The sequence below is a fragment of the Streptomyces cupreus genome (genome assembly GCF_014257025.1).
Classification (GTDB): domain Bacteria; phylum Actinomycetota; class Actinomycetes; order Streptomycetales; family Streptomycetaceae; genus Streptomyces; species Streptomyces cupreus.
The window spans coordinates 1-18,972 of sequence record NZ_JACMSF010000100.1 but is presented as its reverse complement, the minus strand read 5'-3'; the positions used below and the strand labels follow the sequence as shown (position 1 = coordinate 18,972).

General features: G+C 70.3%; 18 protein-coding genes and 2 pseudogenes. 12 read left to right on the top strand and 8 right to left on the bottom strand.

What is annotated here, in order from left to right:
• Together H4N64_RS44660 and H4N64_RS47080 are read left to right on the top strand one after the other, a co-directional pair.
• Positions 1 to 181: hypothetical protein (locus H4N64_RS44660; RefSeq protein WP_222110032.1), on the top strand; the 181-nt coding region annotated here is incomplete at its 5' end.
• 16 nt (positions 182 to 197) lie between these two features.
• A pseudogene (locus H4N64_RS47080) lies at positions 198 to 320 on the top strand (DUF6985 domain-containing protein); the annotation flags it as partial.
• Positions 321 to 333: 13 nt separating this feature from the next.
• Here the strand turns inward: H4N64_RS47080 and H4N64_RS41930 are convergent.
• Positions 334 to 1,539, bottom strand: a complete 1,206-nt coding sequence (locus H4N64_RS41930) for an erythromycin esterase family protein (protein WP_186287880.1) — start codon at positions 1,537 to 1,539, stop codon at positions 334 to 336.
• A 57-nt stretch (positions 1,540 to 1,596) separates the two neighbouring features.
• Between H4N64_RS41930 and H4N64_RS41925 the strand changes: the two genes are divergently transcribed.
• Together H4N64_RS41925 and H4N64_RS41920 are read left to right on the top strand one after the other, a co-directional pair.
• The gene (locus H4N64_RS41925; RefSeq protein WP_186287879.1) at positions 1,597 to 2,310 is read left to right on the top strand and encodes a TioE family transcriptional regulator; all 714 of its coding nucleotides are present in this window, start codon (positions 1,597 to 1,599) and stop codon (positions 2,308 to 2,310) included.
• A gap of 136 nt (positions 2,311 to 2,446) precedes the next feature.
• Complete coding sequence (locus H4N64_RS41920; RefSeq protein WP_186287878.1) at positions 2,447 to 2,851, top strand: hypothetical protein; 405 nt, start codon at positions 2,447 to 2,449, stop codon at positions 2,849 to 2,851.
• A gap of 77 nt (positions 2,852 to 2,928) precedes the next feature.
• On the opposite strand, the gene H4N64_RS41915 is transcribed toward H4N64_RS41920, so the two are convergent.
• Positions 2,929 to 4,281, bottom strand: coding sequence for a phosphatase PAP2 family protein (locus H4N64_RS41915; RefSeq protein WP_418896338.1), 1,353 nt, complete (start codon positions 4,279 to 4,281; stop codon positions 2,929 to 2,931).
• A 278-nt stretch (positions 4,282 to 4,559) separates the two neighbouring features.
• Complete coding sequence (locus H4N64_RS41910) at positions 4,560 to 5,534, bottom strand: TauD/TfdA dioxygenase family protein (protein WP_186287876.1); 975 nt, start codon at positions 5,532 to 5,534, stop codon at positions 4,560 to 4,562.
• 264 nt (positions 5,535 to 5,798) lie between these two features.
• Here H4N64_RS41910 and H4N64_RS41905 point away from each other — a divergent pair, with 264 nt between their 5' ends.
• The 4 genes from H4N64_RS41905 to H4N64_RS41890 are packed head-to-tail and all read left to right on the top strand — an operon-like array spanning position 5,799 to position 10,421.
• A complete protein-coding gene (locus H4N64_RS41905) occupies positions 5,799 to 7,208 on the top strand; it encodes an extracellular solute-binding protein (protein ID WP_186287875.1) in 1,410 nt (469 codons plus the stop codon).
• Complete coding sequence (locus H4N64_RS41900) at positions 7,205 to 8,155, top strand: carbohydrate ABC transporter permease (protein WP_186287874.1); 951 nt, start codon at positions 7,205 to 7,207, stop codon at positions 8,153 to 8,155. The genes H4N64_RS41905 and H4N64_RS41900 overlap by 4 nt, the downstream gene beginning before the upstream one ends.
• A 14-nt stretch (positions 8,156 to 8,169) precedes the next feature.
• A complete protein-coding gene (locus H4N64_RS41895) occupies positions 8,170 to 9,024 on the top strand; it encodes a carbohydrate ABC transporter permease (RefSeq protein ID WP_186287873.1) in 855 nt (284 codons plus the stop codon).
• On the top strand, positions 9,021 to 10,421 hold the full coding sequence (locus H4N64_RS41890; RefSeq protein ID WP_186287872.1) for a glycoside hydrolase family 32 protein: 1,401 nt from the start codon (positions 9,021 to 9,023) through the stop codon (positions 10,419 to 10,421). The genes H4N64_RS41895 and H4N64_RS41890 overlap by 4 nt, the downstream gene beginning before the upstream one ends.
• Here H4N64_RS41890 and H4N64_RS41885 read toward each other — a convergent pair.
• Complete coding sequence (locus H4N64_RS41885) at positions 10,384 to 11,448, bottom strand: LacI family DNA-binding transcriptional regulator (protein ID WP_186287871.1); 1,065 nt, start codon at positions 11,446 to 11,448, stop codon at positions 10,384 to 10,386. The genes H4N64_RS41890 and H4N64_RS41885 overlap by 38 nt on opposite strands.
• A 96-nt stretch (positions 11,449 to 11,544) precedes the next feature.
• Between H4N64_RS41885 and H4N64_RS41880 the strand changes: the two genes are divergently transcribed.
• From H4N64_RS41880 to H4N64_RS41870, 3 genes are all read left to right on the top strand, one after another.
• Entirely contained in the window at positions 11,545 to 12,132 is a 588-nt protein-coding gene (locus H4N64_RS41880) for a DNA polymerase ligase N-terminal domain-containing protein (RefSeq protein WP_186287870.1), read from the top strand.
• Positions 12,133 to 12,135: 3 nt separating this feature from the next.
• Positions 12,136 to 13,170, top strand: coding sequence for a non-homologous end-joining DNA ligase (gene ligD, locus H4N64_RS41875; protein WP_186287869.1), 1,035 nt, complete (start codon positions 12,136 to 12,138; stop codon positions 13,168 to 13,170).
• Between the two features lie 99 nt (positions 13,171 to 13,269).
• Positions 13,270 to 13,710 carry a cupin domain-containing protein gene (locus tag H4N64_RS41870; protein ID WP_186287868.1) on the top strand — a complete coding sequence of 147 codons (441 nt, stop codon included), beginning with the start codon at positions 13,270 to 13,272 and terminating at the stop codon, positions 13,708 to 13,710.
• Here the strand turns inward: H4N64_RS41870 and H4N64_RS41865 are convergent.
• From H4N64_RS41865 to H4N64_RS41850, 4 genes and pseudogenes are all read right to left on the bottom strand, one after another.
• Positions 13,711 to 15,912, bottom strand: a pseudogene (locus tag H4N64_RS41865) (ATP-binding SpoIIE family protein phosphatase).
• A gap of 59 nt (positions 15,913 to 15,971) precedes the next feature.
• A complete protein-coding gene (locus tag H4N64_RS41860) occupies positions 15,972 to 16,439 on the bottom strand; it encodes a peroxiredoxin (protein ID WP_336246956.1) in 468 nt (155 codons plus the stop codon).
• A gap of 78 nt (positions 16,440 to 16,517) precedes the next feature.
• Complete coding sequence (locus tag H4N64_RS41855) at positions 16,518 to 17,027, bottom strand: MarR family winged helix-turn-helix transcriptional regulator (protein ID WP_186287867.1); 510 nt, start codon at positions 17,025 to 17,027, stop codon at positions 16,518 to 16,520.
• Between the two features lie 133 nt (positions 17,028 to 17,160).
• Positions 17,161 to 17,811 carry a TetR/AcrR family transcriptional regulator gene (locus H4N64_RS41850; protein ID WP_186287866.1) on the bottom strand — a complete coding sequence of 217 codons (651 nt, stop codon included), beginning with the start codon at positions 17,809 to 17,811 and terminating at the stop codon, positions 17,161 to 17,163.
• Positions 17,812 to 17,995: 184 nt separating this feature from the next.
• On the opposite strand from H4N64_RS41850, the gene H4N64_RS41845 reads away from it, so the two are divergent.
• On the top strand, positions 17,996 to 18,972 hold a 977-nt coding region (locus tag H4N64_RS41845), incomplete at its 3' end, for an ATP-dependent DNA ligase (protein ID WP_186287881.1).

The window sequence follows — 18,972 nt, the reverse complement described above, 5'->3', positions numbered from 1 at the left end:
TACCAGCAGCAGAAGTCACACAACAACTAACGATCAACTACTGGCGCAGGACACTAGGTGTATTGACCCGGATCTAGAGACAGAGGATCTGCACATCGTCAAGAATGCCGCGGACCTGAGTGCACTCATCAGCGTCGAAGCCCTCTATGTCCATCAAGTGACCAAGGACGCCATGCCCTAAACGTGGGCTCGAGTTCGCCTGCTCATGGGATGAGGAGCACGGGCTGGGCGTCCTCTTGCACGGCACCCGCGTGGTCGCCCTTGGTGGTGCTGATACCGCCGTGCTCCTCTGGATCGTCGAGCAGGACGCTGAGCAGTGACTCGGCCGCACGCTCACGGGTAGTGCTGGCTCTGCCGGACGTCCTTGACGAACACGATTCCGTCCAGCCCGGCCACGTGGGCCGGATCCAGTGGGGAGTAGCCGAACCAGGGGGCCACCCTGGGGGTGGGCCGCTGATCGGCGATGGCCGTGGCCAATCGCGGGGCGTCGACCACGTACTGGTTATCCGGGAGTGCGTACATGAGGCCTTCAATCGTATCCGGGGGCGGCGTGTCCACTCCTTGGTGCCGGATCGTGCCAAGGGCCGTGGCCAGGAAGGCGTACCCCGCGCCCAGGTGGGCGCTCATCAGGCCGCCGGCGCTCCACCACTCCAGGCGTAGGTCGCCCAGCTGCATCGTGCTCTTATGGCGCTGGAGGTGCCCGTTGTGGGCGAAGAGCAATGCCGGGCCCCGCTCGGCAATCGCGAGGAGGTTGTCGGCCATCATCTGGGCCCGTAGGCCAACTAGGCGCGTCATACGAGCCGGTGACGTCTCGGCCATCCAGTGGTGGTAGCGCAGCAGGCCGGTTGCGGTGCGGCCGTACAGGCGTGCCCGGTCCCAGTCGGCCCGCGAGGTTGCCGTGATCAGGTGTGGTGTCTCCGCTTCGAGCAGCGCCACCAAGTCGTCGGCCAGCAGGCGGAGATCCCGGGCCTCGGCCGACTGTCCCACCGACTGGGTCGGGTCCATCATCGTGGCGGGATTGGTCCAACGGTCGTCCGTGCCGAGCAAGCCGTCGAGTGTTTCCATGGTGCAGGGGAGCAGGTCCGGGTCCACCTGGGCCGCGAGGTAGCCGTGGAGTGCGGTGAGGGCCCGGCGGGGGCTCGCGGCGCCGGTCATCTCCAGTGGGCCGGCGAAGCGGAGTCGGTCGGAGGCGGGCCTGCCGTCGTTGTAGGCGCGCATCCAGCGCACCAGTTCGCGGTTGGCCGCTGACGCGCCGAACCCGTGGCTGAACCCGTGTTCCATGACGTCGTCCAGCGTGCCCCGGCCCGAGGTGACGTGGTCGTCCACGACCAGGCCCAGCAGGCAGTCGCTCTCGATCGCGATGGTCCGGTAGCCCTCCTGCTCGACGAGTTGCCGGAAGAGGTCGTTGCGCAGGACGAGCAAGGCGTCCTCGCCATGGGTGGGCTCACCCAGGGCGAGGAGTCGGGGTCGGGTCGGGAGCAGCTTCATGACGGCGGCAGCCTCGACGGCATGCGTGGTGTCCTTGATGTCGGTCGCCATGCCCTCAACGGTATCGTTGAACCTTCGTTGAAACTTTTCTGCGATATCGGCGGGAGCATGAGCGCAAACCTTCAAAACGGTAAGAGGCTCCGGCCGGTTGATCTCGCGCGCGGGCACGGTCTGTCCACGCAGGCGATCAGGAACTACGAGGAGGCCGGCATCCTTCCCGCCGCCGACCGCACAGCCCACGGCTACCGCACCTATACGTCGCTGCACGCGGCAGCGCTTCGCGCGTTCCTCGCCCTCGTTCCCGGCCACGGCCACCAGACGGCGACGTCGGTCATGCGGGCGCTGAACGAGGGCGCGGCCGAGGAGGCGTTCCGGCTCATCGACGAGAGCCACGCCCAGCTCCTCGACGACCGGCGGACCCTCCAGGCCGTGGAGAGCGCCCTCCGCGACCTGGAGCCCACCAAGGTGGACGAGCCTGGCGGCACGTTCATCGGGCCCTTGGCCGGGAAGCTCGGCATCGGGCCCGCGACATTGCGCAAGTGGGAGCGCGCCGGGCTGGTGAGCCCTGGCCGCGACCCCCTGACCGGATACCGCGTCTACGACGAGGCCGACGTACGCGACGCCCGGCTGGCCCACCAACTCCGGCGGGGCGGCTACCTGCTGGAGCAGATCGCGCCGTTGATCGCCCAGGTGCGGGCGGCCGGAGGGCTGGAGCCACTGGAGGCCGCACTGAGCGACTGGCGCGGCCGGCTGTCCGCCCGTGGGCGGGCGATGCTGACCGGCGCCGCCGAGCTGGAGGCGTACCTCCGAGAGCGCGGATGAGACGTCGGTCCCCAGCAGAAGCGACCACGGCGATTCGGGGTCACTGCAAATCCCCGTCGCTCAAGCCTCGTCACGGCACCATGAACTCATGGCTTGGGAGTGGGTTGCCCCCGTAGCGGCTGGCGTCTCTGGAGGCGTGGGTGTGTTCTTCACGTGGCTTGCCGGATCGCAGGGCCGCAAGCATGCGGAACGGATGGTCGATCAAGCCCAGTCCGCTGAACGGCGGGCCCGTCTTCAAAAGGAGCGGCGCGATGCCTACTTCGCCGCCATGCGCGTAGTCGATCTCGACATCAGGCGCGTGAGATACAAGCAGCAGGGGAAGTTCCGCAGGCTGGAACAGGTCGAGCAGTACTGGACCAAGAGCAAGCGGGTCGAGATGAGTGCGGAGGCCGAAATTGCCTTGCACGCGTACGGGAGCGATGAAGCGCGGGACTTCGCCGAAGCCTGGCGAGTAGCCGCGGAAGGCGAGGACTTGGCCGCTATGCAGGAGTTGGCCGAGAATTTCCGGTCGCAGATGCGGATCGAGTTGCAGGAAGCGTGAGACGAGCATCGTGGAGTCACCCGCCCCACATGAAAACCCCAGGCCAGCAGCCTGGGGTTTGTTCGGTGTGACACGGTTCAGACCAGTTCGAGTTCCCGTTCCGTTGCTCGCGCCTGCTCCCCCTTCGGTTCCCACTGTCCGACGGTCCGTACGTAGCCGTAGATCACTGAGGTCATCGCCAGCAGGAGAAGGGGGCCGTACAGCCATGGGTGCCTGGCCATTTCCAGGGGCAGACAGCGATACGACAGCAAGAGGGCAGTGAAGACCGCGGAGCTGTACGCGACCAGCCACAGGCCTGATCGGTCCCAGCCTCGGTCGAATGTGCGCAGTGCCGCCTCGATCGTGAGCGTGAACACCACACCGGCGATGAGGTCCGCGCCGTAGTGGTATCCGAATCCCAGCGTTGCGGCGAGTGTGGCGATGAGCCAAAACGTCCCTGCGTAGCGCAGGATTCGGGGGCCCTTCCGGGTGTGGATGAAGATCGCGACTGCCCATGCCGTGTGCAGGCTGGGCATGCAGTTCCGGGGGGTGATCTCGTCGAACGGCATGTGGTGCGGGGGGCTGAGCGGCGGCAAGGTCTGCGGCCACAGGTTGGCAACCGCCCATTGCACGCTGGGCGGTGATTCCGGCGCCCAGAGGCTGACCGCCGCCCAATGCTCGGTGCCGGTGCCGAAGGCGAAGACCGGTCCGACCACCGGGTAGATCATGTAGAAGGCCGGTCCGAGGAGGCCTATCACCAGGAAGGTGCGCACCAGGTGGTGGCGTGGGAAGCGGCGCTGCACCGCCACGCCACGGAATTGATACAGCGCGACGACGACCGCGGCCACCGGGAGCTGGCCGTAGACGAAGTCGAGGACATTGAAGCCGATGGGGCCGGTGGCCTCGACGATCCGGCCTATCAGCCAGGACGGGTTGCCGAGCGCGTGATCGGCCGTCGCCACGTACTGGTCGAGTACCGACGGTCGCGTCTTCGAGGTGATGAACAGCCAGGTGTCGCCGGTCTTTCGGCCGGCCATCAGCAGCAGGGCCAGGCCGACGCCCTTCAGCAGGAGGACGCGTTCGCTGCCGGTGCGGCGAGTTACGGCGATGACCGCACAGCCCAGAATCACCCACAACGCGCCATTACCGAAGGGGTGGCCTTCGGTCACCTTGGCGTCGAGCGCCGAACGGACCGCCAAGAAGGCGACGTCGATACCGATCGCGGCGCCCACCGCGATGAATCGTTGCCGCCAGGTGAGTACCACCATCATCAACGCCATGGAGGCGTACAACAGGCCGCCCGATTTGGGGGCGAATATCACCTCTCGCGTCTGGTTGGTGATCGGCCCTGGCAGGCCGTAGCGGCGCGCGGCGAACTCCAGCGCAATGAGGAATCCGAGAGCCACGACGCCTGCCACGGCCCAGAGTCTCGCGCGTGGTTGACGCCACACGGAGAGCGTGATTCCGCGATCTATTCGCGGGGATATGCGCGTTGGTCTGTATCTCAATTTTCGGCCGATTTGTTAGTTGTTGGGGACAGGGCAGGGTGGGGTTTCCCCGCCCAGGGAAGACGGAAAGACCACAGCTCGGGTTCCGGACCGGCCGGCCACGGCGGTCGCAGGCCAACCGGCAACGACGTTCGCCATACACCCCCCGGCTGTGAAATCCCTGATCAGAGCCGCTGATCATACGGGCTTCCCCGACAGGTGGGCATCGGGCAGACGCCCCCTCACCACCGCCCCGCCTCACTCCCCACGATCGCCTCCGACGCCTTCCCGTCCACCCCCACCGGGACCTCACCGGCCACCATCACCCGGTGCATGATCCGAGGATGATCAAGGTGGGCGTTGTCGCTCGGCGCCAGATGGATCGTCGCGCGGTTGTCCCAGAAGGCCACGCTTCGCGGTTCCCAGCGGAAGCGGACCGTGTACTCGGGGCGGACCGCCTGGTCCAGGAGGAGGTCCAGGAGCGCCTGGCTCTCGGCTCGGGAGAGGTCGGCGATCTGTTCCACGTAGTAGCCGTTGACGTAGAGGATCCGTTCCCCCGTCTCCGGGTGGACCCGGACCAGCGGGTGGAGCGTGGCCACCTGGTGGTCGAGCAGGTGGCGGACGTACGCGTCGTCTCCGGGGCGGGGCTGGTAGCCGACGCCCAGGCGGTGCTCCGCCCTCAGGCCGGAGACGAACTCCCTCATCGGTGCCGACAGTCCGGCGTACGCCGCCGCCAGGTTCGACCACGTCGTGTCGCCGCCGTACGGCGGAACCGTCTCCGCGCGCAGGATCGTGGCCGCGGGCGGGTCGACGCGGGCGCCGTGGTCGCAGTGCCAGCCGCGCAGCAAGGTGTGCCGTCGGCGGCGCAGCCACTCGTCGTGGTCCATGCCGAAACGGCCGCCCAGTTCCAGGCGGTCCGCCGTCGTCTCCACCTCCGGGAAGTCCGGCGGCGAGGCCTTTCCGCGGCGCGGGAGGACCACCAGTGAGCCGAAGCGGCGGGCGAAGGCCACGTGCCCGGCGTGGTCGAGGCGCTGGTCCCGGAAGAACACCACCTTCCAGCGCAGCACCGCCGCCCTGATCGCGGCGACCACCGCCTCGTCGAGGTCGGCCGCCAGGTCCACGCCCGTGATCTCCGCCCCGATGTGCCCGGCGACCGGTTTCACCTCGATCGCCGCGACCCGCTCCATCCCCTCCGCGGTGCCCCTGTCCCTCGCCATGCGCGCTCCGTCGGTCGTCAGCACCGGCTCCCGTCCCCGCCGGTTCCCGTCAAGATCGTGACAGCAATCGGCGGGCCTGGCGAGGGTGCCATGCGATGCGTTGAGCGCCCGGCCTTTCGTCTGGGTCGCGGCTCCTAGTGACGAACCAGACTGTGGGACCTAACTCGTTAAAGGTCAAGAGGTTCACGACTCTTGACAGGGACGAAACACGCTCCACATCATCTGGGGCATCACTGCTCGACTAACACGAGTTAGGCCTGCCCGATGACCGACTCGCACCTCACCCGCCGCACGCTGCTGCGGTACGGCGCCTACGGCGCGGGAGCCGCCGCCCTGGCCGGCACCGCCGCCTCCTGGGACCGGCTCACCGGAGCCGACATCCCCGGCCGCGACGACGACTCGCTCGTCGTCGCCACCCTCGGGCCCGCCTACGGCCCCGAGGCCATCCGCACGCTCACGGACGGCTTCAAGGAGCTCCACCCCGACATCAAACTGCGGATCAACGCGGTGCAGGCCGTCGACTGGTCGGACTTCTTCGCCAAGATCCTCACCCAGATCGCCGCGGGCACCGCTCCGGACCTGGTCTACGTCGCCACGGAGGGAGTCCAGCTCTTCGCCCAGCGTCTCGGGGTGGCGCTGGACAAGTGGGTGAAGCGGGACGCGGCCGAGCTGCGCGAGTACTTCGCCGACGTCCACCCCTCGCTGGTGGAGTCGATGATGTACGAGGGGAGCCTCTACCAGCTGCCGGTCGAGTTCAACGCGGCCGACATGTACCTCAACCACCAGGTGCTCGGGCGCGCGGGCGCGAGCTTCCCGGCCGCCGACTGGACCCGCGACGACTTCACCGCGCTGCTGCGGGACATGAAGAAGTCCAGCGGCTCGCAGTTCACGCCGTACTTCTGGACCAACCGGCTGTGGGGCGGCGTCGTCCCCTGGCTGTTCGCCAACGGCACCAATCTCCTCTCCGAGTCCAAGGCACCGGGCGGTGCCTGGCTGTGGGACGACTTCTACCCGGCCGCCGAACGGCGGGGCCGCGGTGGCGGCTTCCGCTGGACGACCCCGCAGGCGACCGACGCGCGCGTGGAGGAGGCGTACGACTATCTCGCCTCCCTCATCCAGGAGGACCTGTGCACCCGCCCCGAGGGCGGCAACGGCCAGAACCTCGTCGGCGTGTTCTCCACCGGCCGGGTCGGCGTCACCCCCGCGGGCGGCTTCTGGGCCGGCGGTCTGCACCTGGCCGGCATGAAGGCCACGGACTACGACGTCCAGTACTTCCCGCGCTGGCGCACCCAGCGCATGCAGTTCGGCGCCGCCGGCTACGCGCTGCTGCGCACCTCCAAGCGCCAGGAGGAGGCCTGGGAGTTCATCAAGTACGCCGCCCGCAAGGACACCCTGATGCGGCTGTTCAAGACCAACCAGACCACCCCGGCGCGCCGCTCGATGCTGACCGCCGACCGCTACCGGGAGACCGGCCCGAACCACTGGCAGGTCTTCTACGACACCCTCGACAAGTTCCCCGACACCGGGCCGATCCCGGCACCGCCGCAGGTCGCCGAGGTGGAGCAGGTGCTGCTCAAGCACACCGGCACGGCCCTGGCCTCCCGGCGCGCGGTGGCTCCCGCGCTGCGCCGGATGCAGAGCGACCTGGAGAAGGCCATGGAGCGTGACGTATGACGAACACCCAGATCCAGGCCGTACGACCGCGCCCTGCGACGCCCGCCGAGGTCGCTCCCCGGCCCTCCGCCCGCGACCGGGGCAGCCGGCTGCTGGCCGCGCTGTTCCTGGCACCGACCATCGTCGGCATCGTGGTCTTCACCGTCGTACCGATCGCCGGATCCATCGTCCTGAGCCTGTTCCACTGGAACGTCATCGACGACCCGAGCTTCGCGGGGGCCGCCAACTACCGTGAGGTGTTCGGGGATTCGACCGTGCTCGTGTCCTTCCGCAACACACTCGTGTTCATGGTGTTCGCGGTCGCGCTGCAACTGCTGATCGCCCTGGTGCTGGCGCTGGCGGTGAACGGGCGGATGCCGGTGTGGCTGCGCTCGGTGTTCCGGTCGGCGTTCTTCTTCCCGCTGGTGCTGTCCGCCGCGTCGATCTCGGTGGTGATGAAGTACCTGTTCAACCAGGACTTCGGCGTCGTGAACTGGCTGCTCGGGCTGGTCGGGATCGCGCCGGTGCCCTGGCTGACCTCGGAGAACGGGGCGATGACGGCGGTCGTCCTGGTCTATGTCTGGCAGCAGTTCGGCTTCTCCTTCCTGTTGTTCGTCGGGGGGCTCAACAACATCCCCAAGGAGATCCATGAAGCCGCCTCCCTGGACGGTGCGACGGGTCTGCGCAAGCACCTCACCGTCACGCTGCCGCTGCTGTCGCCCACGCTGCTGGTCGCCTCGGTGGTCGGCATCATCAACGCCCTCCAGGTCTTCGAGCAGCCCTACGTCCTCACCAACGGCGGTCCGGGTGACTCCACCCGCACCGTCGTGATGTTCATCTACGAGAGCGCGTTCGAGCAGCTCCGTTTCGGCGAGGCGTCCGCGGTGGGCGTGCTGCTGTTCGTGCTGATCATGGCGGTGACCGCCCTCCAGTTCCGGCTCAGCCGGCGTTTCGTCCACTACCAGTGAGCCGGGTGAGTCCCATGAGCCAAGCCACCATGAACCTCAGCCGTACCCGGCACACGCTCGCGCCCTGGGCGCGGATCGCCGGCCTGACGGTGTGCGCGTTGCTGACCCTCGGCCCCGTCGTGTGGACCGTGTCCACGTCGCTGCGCACCCCGGCCGAGTCCTTCGACCTGCCGCCGAAGATCATCCCTACGAGCCCCACGGTGGAGTCCTACCGCGGGGTCTTCGAGCAGATCGACGTCTGGCTGCTCGCGCTGAACTCGACGCTGGTGACCGCGCTGATCGCGGTGGGCCAGATGATCACTGCCGGTCTGGCCGGGTACGCCTTCGCACGCCTCGAATTCCGGTTCAAGAAGCCGCTGTTCGCTCTGGTGCTGGCGACGATGATGGTGCCGCTGCAGGTCACCATCGTGCCGGTGTTCCTGGTCCTGAAGTCGATGGGACTGACCGACACCCTGCTCGGTCTGATCGTCCCGGCCTTCCCGACCGCCTTCGGCACCTTCCTGATGCGCCAGTACTTCCTCGGCATGCCCAAGGACCTCGGCGAGGCGGCGATGCTGGACGGCTGCGGACCCTGGCGGATCTTCCGGTCTGTGTACGCCCCGCTGGCCGCGCCCGGGCTCGCGATCGTCGGCGTGCTGGCCTTCAACTACCACTGGAACGAGTTCTTCCGCCCACTGATCCTCGAAACCTCGGGCCAGAACTACACACTCCCCCTCGGCCTGGTCTCCCTCCAGGGCAACCTCGGCACCGGGTCCATCTCGGTGGTGCTCGCCGGTGTCGTCCTCTCCATGATCCCCGCCGTCGCCGTGTTCGTCGTCGGCCAGCGCCCTCTGCGTGAGGGCATCACGTCCGCAGGAGTCAACCGTTGAGCCTCGCCGCTCAGTCCACGGACCCGAACGCCCCGCGCTTCAGGGTCCGTCCCCCCGCCAACTGGATCAACGACCCGAACGGGCCCTTCCGTTGGCGGGGCCGACACCACCTCTTCTACCAGTACAACCCGGCCGCCCCCGTGCACACGAACGTCCACTGGGGGCATGTCTCCAGCGCCGACCTCGTCGAGTGGGAGCACCATCCGATCGCGCTCACCCCGACACCCGGCGGCCCGGACGAAGCGGGCTGTTGGTCGGGCTGTGTCGTCGACGACGGCGGCGTGCCGACGGCCGTCTACACGGGCATCGACCGGCATCACGCCGGCCTCGGCTCGATCTGCCTGGCGCGGGCGCTGATGCCTGAGGACGAGACGCTGACCGACTGGCGGCCGCTGTCCACGCCGGTGGTGACCGGCCCGCCCGCCGGCCTGGATGTGGTGATGTTCCGCGACCCGTTCGTGTTCCGCAGCGGGGAGCGGCGCTGGGCGCTGGTCGGCGCGGGACACGCCGACGGGACCGCGTCGGTGCTGCTGTACGGCTGTGACGACCTGGCCGACTGGCGGTTCGCCGGGGTGCTGCTCGACGGCAACGACCCGGTCGCGGTGGACGTGTTCGGGGACAAGGCCGTCGGCTGGGAGTGCCCGCAGCTGTACGGGACGCCGGGCGGGGAGTGGGTTCTGGTGGTGTCGCTGTGGGACGGCGACCCTTGCTCCACCGGGTATCTGACGGGCCGTCTGCAGCCGTACGGCGACGACGGGTTGCGCTTCGAGGCCACCACCGGAGGGCGGCTGGACCACGGGCGGGACTTCTATGCGCCGGCCGTGCTCCAGGAGCCGGACCGGGCGCTGATGTGGGGGTGGTCCTGGGAGGCTCGGGAGCAGAGCGAGGTCGATCGCGCGGGGTGGGCGGGTGTCCTGACCGCGCCGCGGGTGGTGGATGTGCATCCCGACGGTGCCCTGCGGGTCGTACCGGCTCCGGAGCTCGAACTGCTGCGTGCGGTCGAGCCGTTCGTCACGGCACCCGGTGGGCGTATCGCGCTCCCGGAGGCGTACGACCTGACCGTCACGGCATCGGGCCGGACCACCGTGAGTCTGCTGCGGTCGGCCTCGGGAGCGGAGCTGAGGGTGGTGCTGGACCCGGACGAGGGCACGGTCACGCTCGACCGCGGTGGCTGGCCCCGGACAGGGCCGGAAGGGTCGGCGCCGGTCGTCGTGCGGGGGCCGGCCGGTGAGGTGCGGATCCTCGTGGACGGTTCGCTGGTCGAGCTGTTCGTCGGTGACCGGGCGACGGTCACCGAGCGGGTCTACCGGCGGCCGGACGATGTGCCCGAGTTGGTCGTCACCGGTGCCGCGGCGGCCGTCAGCGGCTGGGAGCTGGTCCCACCGACGCACGGCTGATCACCGGGCAGGCCAGGCGCCGTACGGTCGCGGGCGGCGTCCGGCCGGTGTCGATGGTGTCGAGGAGCAGGCGTGCCGCCGCGTCGCCCATCGCCCGGTGCGGCAGCGCGACGCTGGTCAGGGGCGGGGTGAGGAACTCGGCCATGTGCTCCTGGTCGTCGTAGCCGACGATCGACAGGTCGCCGGGGACGGTGATGCCGAGCCGGGTCGCGGCGTGCAGGACGCCCGCCGCGACCCGGTCGTTGTAGGCGAAGACGCCGGTCGGGCGGCGGTCGGCGGGGACGTCCTGGAGGATGCGCAGCGCGCCCTCGTAGCCGCCGGAGATCTCGCCGCCGGTGCGGGCGACCCACTCCTTGGGGACGGTGATCCCCTCCGCCCGCAGGGCGTCCCGGAAGCCGCGCAGCCGCTCGACGGAGGCGATGTCGTCGAGGCCGCCGATGTGCGCGACGCGGCGGTGCCCCTGTTCCAGCAGCAACCGGGCCGCCGTACGCCCTCCCGCGCGCTCGGCCGGGATGACGGCGGGCAGGGAGTCGTCCTCGGGCAGGCAGTTGGCGAGGACGGAGTGGGTGCGGTGCAGGCCCTCGGGGACGCGGACGCGGCGCAGGGACATGGCCGCGTAGATGATGCCGTCCACGCGGCGGTCGAGGAGTTCGGCGACCGCCGCGTCCTCCTTGGCCGGGTCGCCGCCGGAGTCGATGGTCAGGACGAGGTGGTCGCTGTCCCAGGCGGTCTCCATGGCGCCGCGCAGCAGCCGGCCCGCGAAGGGCGAGGAGGCGATCTCGTCGGTGACCAGTCCGATCACGGCGGTACGGCGGCGGCGGAGCCCTCGGGCGACGGGGTCGGGGCGGTAGCCGAGCTGGGCGGCGGCCTGCCGGATGCGTTCCTGGGTGGCGGGCGAGAGGTTGCCCTCGGCGCGCCCGTTGAAGACGAAGGACACGGCGGTGTGCGACACCCCGGCGAGCCGCGCGACATCCCGCGACGTGGGCCGCGCGGACCCCGTCACCTGCTTCTCCTCGCCTGCGCTCATGCCGTCCGCCGCCCTTGTGCCACCCCGCCGGTTGATCACTCTCACCCTATCCGCGAGCCGCGTTGCGTACCGAGCCGACCGGGGTACCCGGCGCTCGTGAGTGAGGGACTACGGAAGTATCGCAACAAACGTGACTTCTCACGTACCGAGGAGCCACGTGGCCAGGACCGCGCCCCCGGCGAAGAAGAGCATCACTTCGTCGTCCAGATCCATGACGCGAGCACCCTGCACTTCGACTTCCGGTTGCAGGTCGGCGATGTACTGAAGTCCTGGTCGATCCCCAAGGGCCCGTCCGACGACCCCAAGGACAAGCGGCTGGCGGTGCCGACCGAGGATCATCCGCTGGAGTACGAGGAGTTCGAGGGGGTCATTCCGGAGGGCGAGTACGGCGGCGGGACCGTGATCGTCTGGGATCACGGGACGTACGAGCCGCTCAGTCACGACCGCAAGGGGCGGCCCGTCGACTTCGGGGAGTCGATCGAGCACGGGCACGCGACCTTCCGGCTGAGCGGCTCGAAATTGCACGGGGAGTACGCGCTGACCCGGATCCGGGATGACGAGGCCTGGCTGCTGGTCAAGGCGAAAGGGGACCGGGCAAGGCCGCACGGCACCCCTGACCCGCGCCGCGCCAGGTCGGTGACGTCCGGGCGTACGCTCGCACAGGTCGCCGCCGGGCAGGAGTGAGCGGTGACCACCGGCCTGCTCGATGCCCTGCCCGACGAGCAGCGCCCGCTGCTGCGCACGGCGCGTCCGGGCGCGGAGCTGGCCGCGCGGCCGATGATGGCCACGCTGAGCGAGCGGCGGGACTTCTCCGACGCGTCGGAGGACTGGCTCTTCGAGCGGAAACTGGACGGGATCCGGGTGCTGGCCGTCCGTGAGCGCGGGCGGGTGGCGCTGCTGTCCCGCTCGGGGCGTCGGCTGAACGCCACATATCCGGAAATCGTCGATGCCCTGGCCGGGCAGTCGTGCACGGACTTCACCGTCGACGGCGAGATCGTCGCGTTCTCGCGGGGCCGGACCGACTTCTCCCGTCTCCAGCAGCGCATGGGGCTGACCCGGCGGCAGGACGTCGAGGCGAGCGGCGTGGCTGTGACGTACTACGTGTTCGACGTGCTCAGGCTGGAGGGTCAGGACACCACAAGGCTGCCGTTGCGCAGCCGCAAGTCGCTGCTGCGGCGCGCCCTGATCTTCGGTGCGCCGCTGCGGCTGACGCCCCATCGCAACGAGGGCGGTGCCGAGCTGCTGGCCGACTCCTGCGCCCGGGGCTGGGAGGGGTTGATCGCCAAGCGCGCCGACGGCGACTACCAGCCGCGCCGGTCGACGGACTGGCTGAAGCTCAAGTGCTCCCAGGGTCAGGAGTTCGTGGTGGGCGGCTTCACCGAACCGGCCGGGAGCCGGGTGGGGCTCGGTGCGCTGCTGCTCGGGTATCACCAGGACGGGCGGTTGCGGTACGCGGGCAAGGTCGGCACCGGTTTCGACCGGGCCACGCTGCTCGCCCTGCGCGAGCGTCTGGACCGGCTGCGCAGGTCCGGCTCACCGTTCGACGGGCCGGTGCGGGAGGCGGGTGCCCGGTGGGCGGAGCCCCGGCTGGTGGCGCAGATCGCCTTCACCGAGTGGACGCGGGACGGCATGCTGCGCCATCCCCGGTATCTGGGGCTGCGGGACGACAAGGAGCCGGGCGAGGTGGTACGGGAGCGGCCCTCGGGGCGGGTGGCCGCCTGAGCACATACGGATCTTCGGGTTCCGTCCCCAACAGGCGTTCCCTGGCCGTATGTTCACGGCGAAGTCGACGCTGTCCGCTCTCGGCCGGGAGGCCCTCGTATGCGCTTCGCGCTCCGCTCCGCCGTCACCGCGGCGGTGGCCGCCGCCATCTTCTTCGCAGGCGGTGCCGGAACCGCCCAGGCAACTCCCCCGGGTCCCGGGGTCACCGGACGGACCATCAGCCAGAAGACGGTCGGCGGGACCGACTACATCCTGCGGGAGATCACCATTCCGCCCGGTCAGGCCACCGGCTGGCACTACCACGACGGTCCGCTGTACGCCTTCGTGCAGGAGGGCACGCTCAGTCACTTCGACTCCACCTGCGCCTCCGACGGCGTCTATCCGAAGGGGAGTTTCATCGAGGAGCCGGCCGGGCCGGGCAACGTGCACATCGGGCGCAACCTCGGTGACACGGCCATCGTCCTCGATGTGCTCTACGTCCTGCCGCACGGGGCGCCGTTCTCGCAGGACGCGCCGAACCCGGGCTGCCCGTTCCAGTGATCAGCCCGGTGGGAGCGGCTGTTCCGCCCAGATCGTCTTGCCGCGGCCCGTCTGCCGACTGCCCCAGCGCTGGGTGAGGTGGGCGACCAGGAGAAGTCCGCGGCCGCCCTCGTCGAAGGCGTGGGCCCGGCGCAGATGCGGTGAGGTGGAACTGCCGTCGCAGACCTCGCAGATGAGGCTGTGGTCGCGGATCAGCCGGAGCTGGATGGGGGGTTCGCCGTAGCGGATGGCGTTGGTGACCAGTTCGCTGACGACCAGTTCGGTGACGAAGGCGGCCTCCTCAAGGCCCCAGGCGGCCAGTTGCTCGGTGGCGGACTGCCGGGTGTGCGCCACCTCGACCGGGTCCGGGGTCACGTCCCAGGTGGCGACGCGGTCCACGCCCAGGAAGGTCGCGGTCCCGTTCCTCGATCAGTCCGTCCGTGTACAGGGCGACGACCGCGCCTTCGGGCAGCTCCAACTCGACGGCCTGGAAGGGCAGTCCGCCGACACCGAACGGAGGTCCGGCGGACAGCGGGACGAGGCGGGCGGTGCCGTCGGGCAGCATGACAGCCGGCGGCGGATGGCCGGCGGCGGCCATCGTGATGTGGCGCGAGACGGGGTCGTAGACGGAGTAGAGACAGGTGGCGCCGAGTTCCGCGACCTCGTCGTCGTGGCCGTCGGAGGCGAGGTGGGTGACCAGGTCGTCGAGGTGCGTGAGCAGCTCGTCGGGCGGCAGGTCCACGTCCGCGAGCGTGCGTACGGCCGTGCAGAGCCGTCCCATGGTCGCCGACGACGGGATGCCGTGGCCGACGACATCGCCGACGACCAGGCCGACCCGGTTGCCGGAGAGCGGGATGACGTCGAACCAGTCGCCGCCGATCCCGGCCGGTGAATCGGACGGCAGATAGCGGTGGGCGACCTCCACCGCCACCTGCCCGGGCAGCCCGCGGGGCAGCAGGCTGCGCTGGAGGGCGAGCGCGGTACTGCGTTCGCGGGCGAAGCGGCGGGCGTTGTCGATGCAGACGGCGGCCCGGCTGGCCGGCTCCTCCCCGAGGACGGTGTCGTCGGCGCCGTAGTCGTCGGGATTCGTGATCCGTACGCCCACCACGACGCCCAGCGTGGTGCCGCGGGCCCGCAGTGGCACCGCGATCATCGAGTGGGCGCCTGTGCGGTACGACTGTCCGGCGGGGGCGCGGGCGTTGCGCTCGGCGACCCAGCGGACGAAGTCGGGCTCGCCGGCCTGGTTGAGGACGGCGCGTCCGAGGTGCAGGGCGCGGGCCGGAGGCGAGAACGCGGGGTAGAGGTCGGCCTCGCCGAGGCGGACGGCGGCCTCGGGGGTGCCCTAGTGGGCGGAGGCGTGGGCGACACGGCGCAGGACGATGTCGCCGTCCGCCACGGTGGGCAGTTCGTCGGCTCCGAGGACCCAGTCAAGGAGGTCGACGCCGGCGAAGTCGGCGTAGCGCGGGACCAGGAGTTCCACGAGTTCTTCCGCGGTGCGGACCACGTCCAGGGTGGTGCCGATGGAGGCGGCGGCCTCGTTGAGGAGGGCCAGCCGCTGCCGGGCCCAGTACTGGTCGCTGCTGTCGAAGGCCGCGAGCGCGACCCTGGCGACCTCGCCGTCGTCGCCACGCGCCGGCCACATCTCGATGCTCCAGGCGTGCTCGCGGTTGAGGGCGGGCGCGCCCGTGAAGCTCTCGTAGCGGACGGGCCGGCCGTGCGGGCCACCTGGCGCAGATTGCTGTGGAAGCCGCGGCTGTGCTCGGCGTCCTCGACGGTCTCCGGGTAGGGGCGGCCGAGCAGGGCCTCCTCGGGGACGCCCATCACCCGGCAGGCGGCCGCGTTCAGCCGTAGATAGTGCTGCTCGGTGTCGAAGACGGACATGGACATGGAGGCCTGTTCGAAGGCGCGTGCCGCCGGTGTGGCCTCCGGGTCCTCGCGGGGCCGCTCGGTGGTGATCACATAGCCCGCTTCGGAGCCGTAGGGGCCGAGCAGCGGGCAGGCGGACACGGTGACGGCGACGGTGCCCTCGGCGCGGTGGCGCAGGACGATCCGCCCGGCCCGCGCAACGAGCGCCTCGGACGGCACCTCCTCGGCGAGCAGGTCGGCCGCCGGCCGTCCCACGACCTCTTCTGCCGGGTATCCGGTCAGCGTCCGGGCACCTTCGCTCCACCCCGTCACCCTGCCGTCGGCGTCTATGATCGCCGCCGCGGCGACATGCTCCATAGTGTCCTGAATGGTCCCGCGGGCGCGGCGCATCAACCACGCCCCGGGAAACACCCGACTCAGGCGTCGCGGCCGCGCAGCGCCTCCAGCGCCCGGTCGGCGTGGGTGTTCATGCGCAGTTCGCTGCGCACGACCTCCAGCACCTTGCGGTCCTGCCCTATGACGAAGGTGGTGCGCTTGGTCGGGGCCAGCGACAGACCGCGCTTGACGCCGAACAGCTCACGGACCGTGCCGTCGGCGTCGGACAGCAGCGGCATGCCGAGCGTGTGCCGTCCGGCGAACTCCTGCTGGCGCTCGACGGGATCACCGCTGACGCCGACGGGCCGGGCGCCGACGGCGGCGAACTCGGCGGCCAGGTCGCGGAAGTGGCAGGCCTGCGCGGTGCAGCCGGGGGTCATGGCGGCGGGGTAGAAGAACAGCACCACCGGCCCCTCGGTGAGCAGTTCGGACAGTCGGCGGGTGGTGCCGGTCTCGTCGGGGAGGGCGAAGTCCTCGACCGTGTCCCCGATCCCCACGCGTGCGCTCACTTGTGACCCCTCCGGTGTACGGGCCCGATCGGCCGCCTGCCGGGCGATGTTACCGGAGCGTAGAAGGGCGGCTTCCGGTCAGGCGGTGGCCGTGTGCTGTTCCGGCTCCTCGTCCACGGCATGTGCGAGGAAGTCGTCCACCATGCGATGGAACAGGGTGGCGAGCTGCCGCAGTTCCTCCGGCTTCCAGTCGGCCAGCGCCAGCTGCATCCCCCGGGCTCCGGCCTCGCGGACGCTGGCGACGGCGCGGCGGCCGTTCTCGGTGAGCTCGATGCGCTGGGCGCGGCGGTCGTCCGGGTCGGGGACGCGGGAGAGGTAGCCGGACTTCTCCAGCTGCTGCACGGTGCGCGTGACGTGCGAGGCCTCCACTCCGAGGCGGGTGGCCAGTTCCCCCGGGCGCAGCGGCTCGGTGTCGGCGACCTGTCGCAGCAGTGCCACGGCGGCGCGGTCCAGCGGTACACCGGCGAGCGCCATCAGGCGTTCGTGCTGGCGGGCGCGGGTGCTCAGGTAGGTGATGCGGGTGAGGGCGCGCTCGATCTCGATCACTTCGGCGGAGGCGGGGACGTCCGGGAGCGGTGGGGTGGGCATACGAGCCACTTTACCATCTCGTTGCCTAACTCAATTAAGTTAACGCCGAGCCGGTGACAGGAGGCGGCCATCGCCACGAATGGCATCGGTCCATCCCCAGCAGGGTCAGCCGGCGGGTGCGGGCGAGCTGAGGTCAGCCCCGTGAGGTCACCGGTGCCTGCCACATCCCGACGAGCGCGTCGACCAGCCCTGTGGCGGCGTCCGCCCAGTCGGTGCGGGGCGTGGCGGTGCCTTCGGCGAGGGCGCGTTCGCGCTCGGAGGTCATGTGGACGATCAGATGTCGGGCCATGTCGCCGCGTTCCGCGCGGACGTCGTCGAGCAGGTCGGGCAGGCACCGGCGCAGGCCGTCGACGATCTCGCGCAGCGCCGGGGAGCCTAGAGCCTCGTCGACCATGATCCGGTGCAGTGCGGGGTCGGTCATGACCTGGGCGCAGAAGCGGGCGTACCAGGTGGGGCTGCCGAGGGCGGAGAGGTGCTCGAAAGCGGGCCGGACCAGGCAGTCCACCCAGTCGCGCAGATCCGTGGAGCCGGTGACCCGTTCGACCAGTCGGGTCCTGATCTCCTCGATGGGGGCCGCGTGCTTGCGGACGATCGCGCGGACCAGGTCGGTCCTGGTGCCGAAGTGGTAGCCGACGGCGGTGTTGTTGCCCTGTCCCGCGGCCTCGCCGGCCTGGCGGTTGGAGACCGCGTACACCCCGCGCTCGGCGTACAGCCGCTCGGCGGCGGTCAGGATCAGCTCCCGGGTCGCGCCGACCTGCTCCGCCCGGACCGCCCTGCCTGCCATGCTCATCACCACACCGGGACTGCTCGATCCGCCCGCACCGGCCGGTCCCTTCGGCCACCGCGGCTGTTCCAGGAACGGAAGCCTACGCAACAAGGTCGCCCCGCCGTTCAGGCGAAACCCGAGGCCGGGGGGCGTGCCGGGCTGCCCGCCCGTCGACAACTCACCCGTGAGCCCCGTGAGCCCCGTGAGCCTGCCGCTGATCCCCCCGATGCTCGCCACGCCCGGCACTCTTCCGCCCGCCGCGCAGGACGCCCGCTGGGCCTACGAGACCAAGCAGGACGGCCAACGGGTGGTGGTCTATCTCACCGGGGACGGCGGCCTGGTCCTGCGCGCCCGTTCCGGGGAGGAGGTCACCGCCGCCTATCCCGAACTGCGCCCGCTCGGCGACGCACTCGGCACCACGCCCGCGGTCCTGGACGGGGAGGTGCTGGCCCTCGACGAGCAGGGGCGTGCCGACTTCCAGTTGCTCCAGTCCCGGATGGGGCTCGCCCACGCGCCGGCCAGGGCAACGCGCAGGGCCGCTCAGGCGCCTGTGCACCTGGTGCTGTTCGACGTCATGCACCTGGCCGGACACCCCTTGCTCCGGCTCCCCTATGTGCGGCGCCGTGAGCAGTTGGAGGGGCTCGGCCTCGACGGGCCGCTCTGGTCGACGCCCGCGGCCCTCGTCGGCCACGGCGAGCAGGCGCTGCGGGCCACCCGGGAGCACGGCCTGGAGGGCCTGGTGTGCAAGCGGCTCGACTCCGTGTACGAACCCGGGGTGCGCTCCCGGGCCTGGATCAAGATCCGCAACATGCACAGCGAGGACGTCGTGGTCGGCGGCTGGCTGCCCGGCAAGGGACGGATCACAGGCCTGCCGGGCGCGCTGCTGGTGGGCCAGCGGGCGGGCGGGCGTCTGCGGTACGTCGGCGGGGTGGGAACCGGCTGGAGCCAGAAGGAACGGGAGGAACTCGGCGCGCTGCTGGGGGCCGCCGAGACGGACGTATGCCCGTTCGATCCGGTGCCCGTGGTGCCGGGTGCGCACTGGGTCGTTCCGCGGCTGGTCGGAGAGGTGCGGTTCAGCACCCGTACCCGGGCCGGGCTGTTGCGGCAGCCGTCCTGGCTGCGGCTGCGGCCCGATCTCACTCCGGAGGAGTCGGCTGCCGATCTGCCGGACGACGTCGA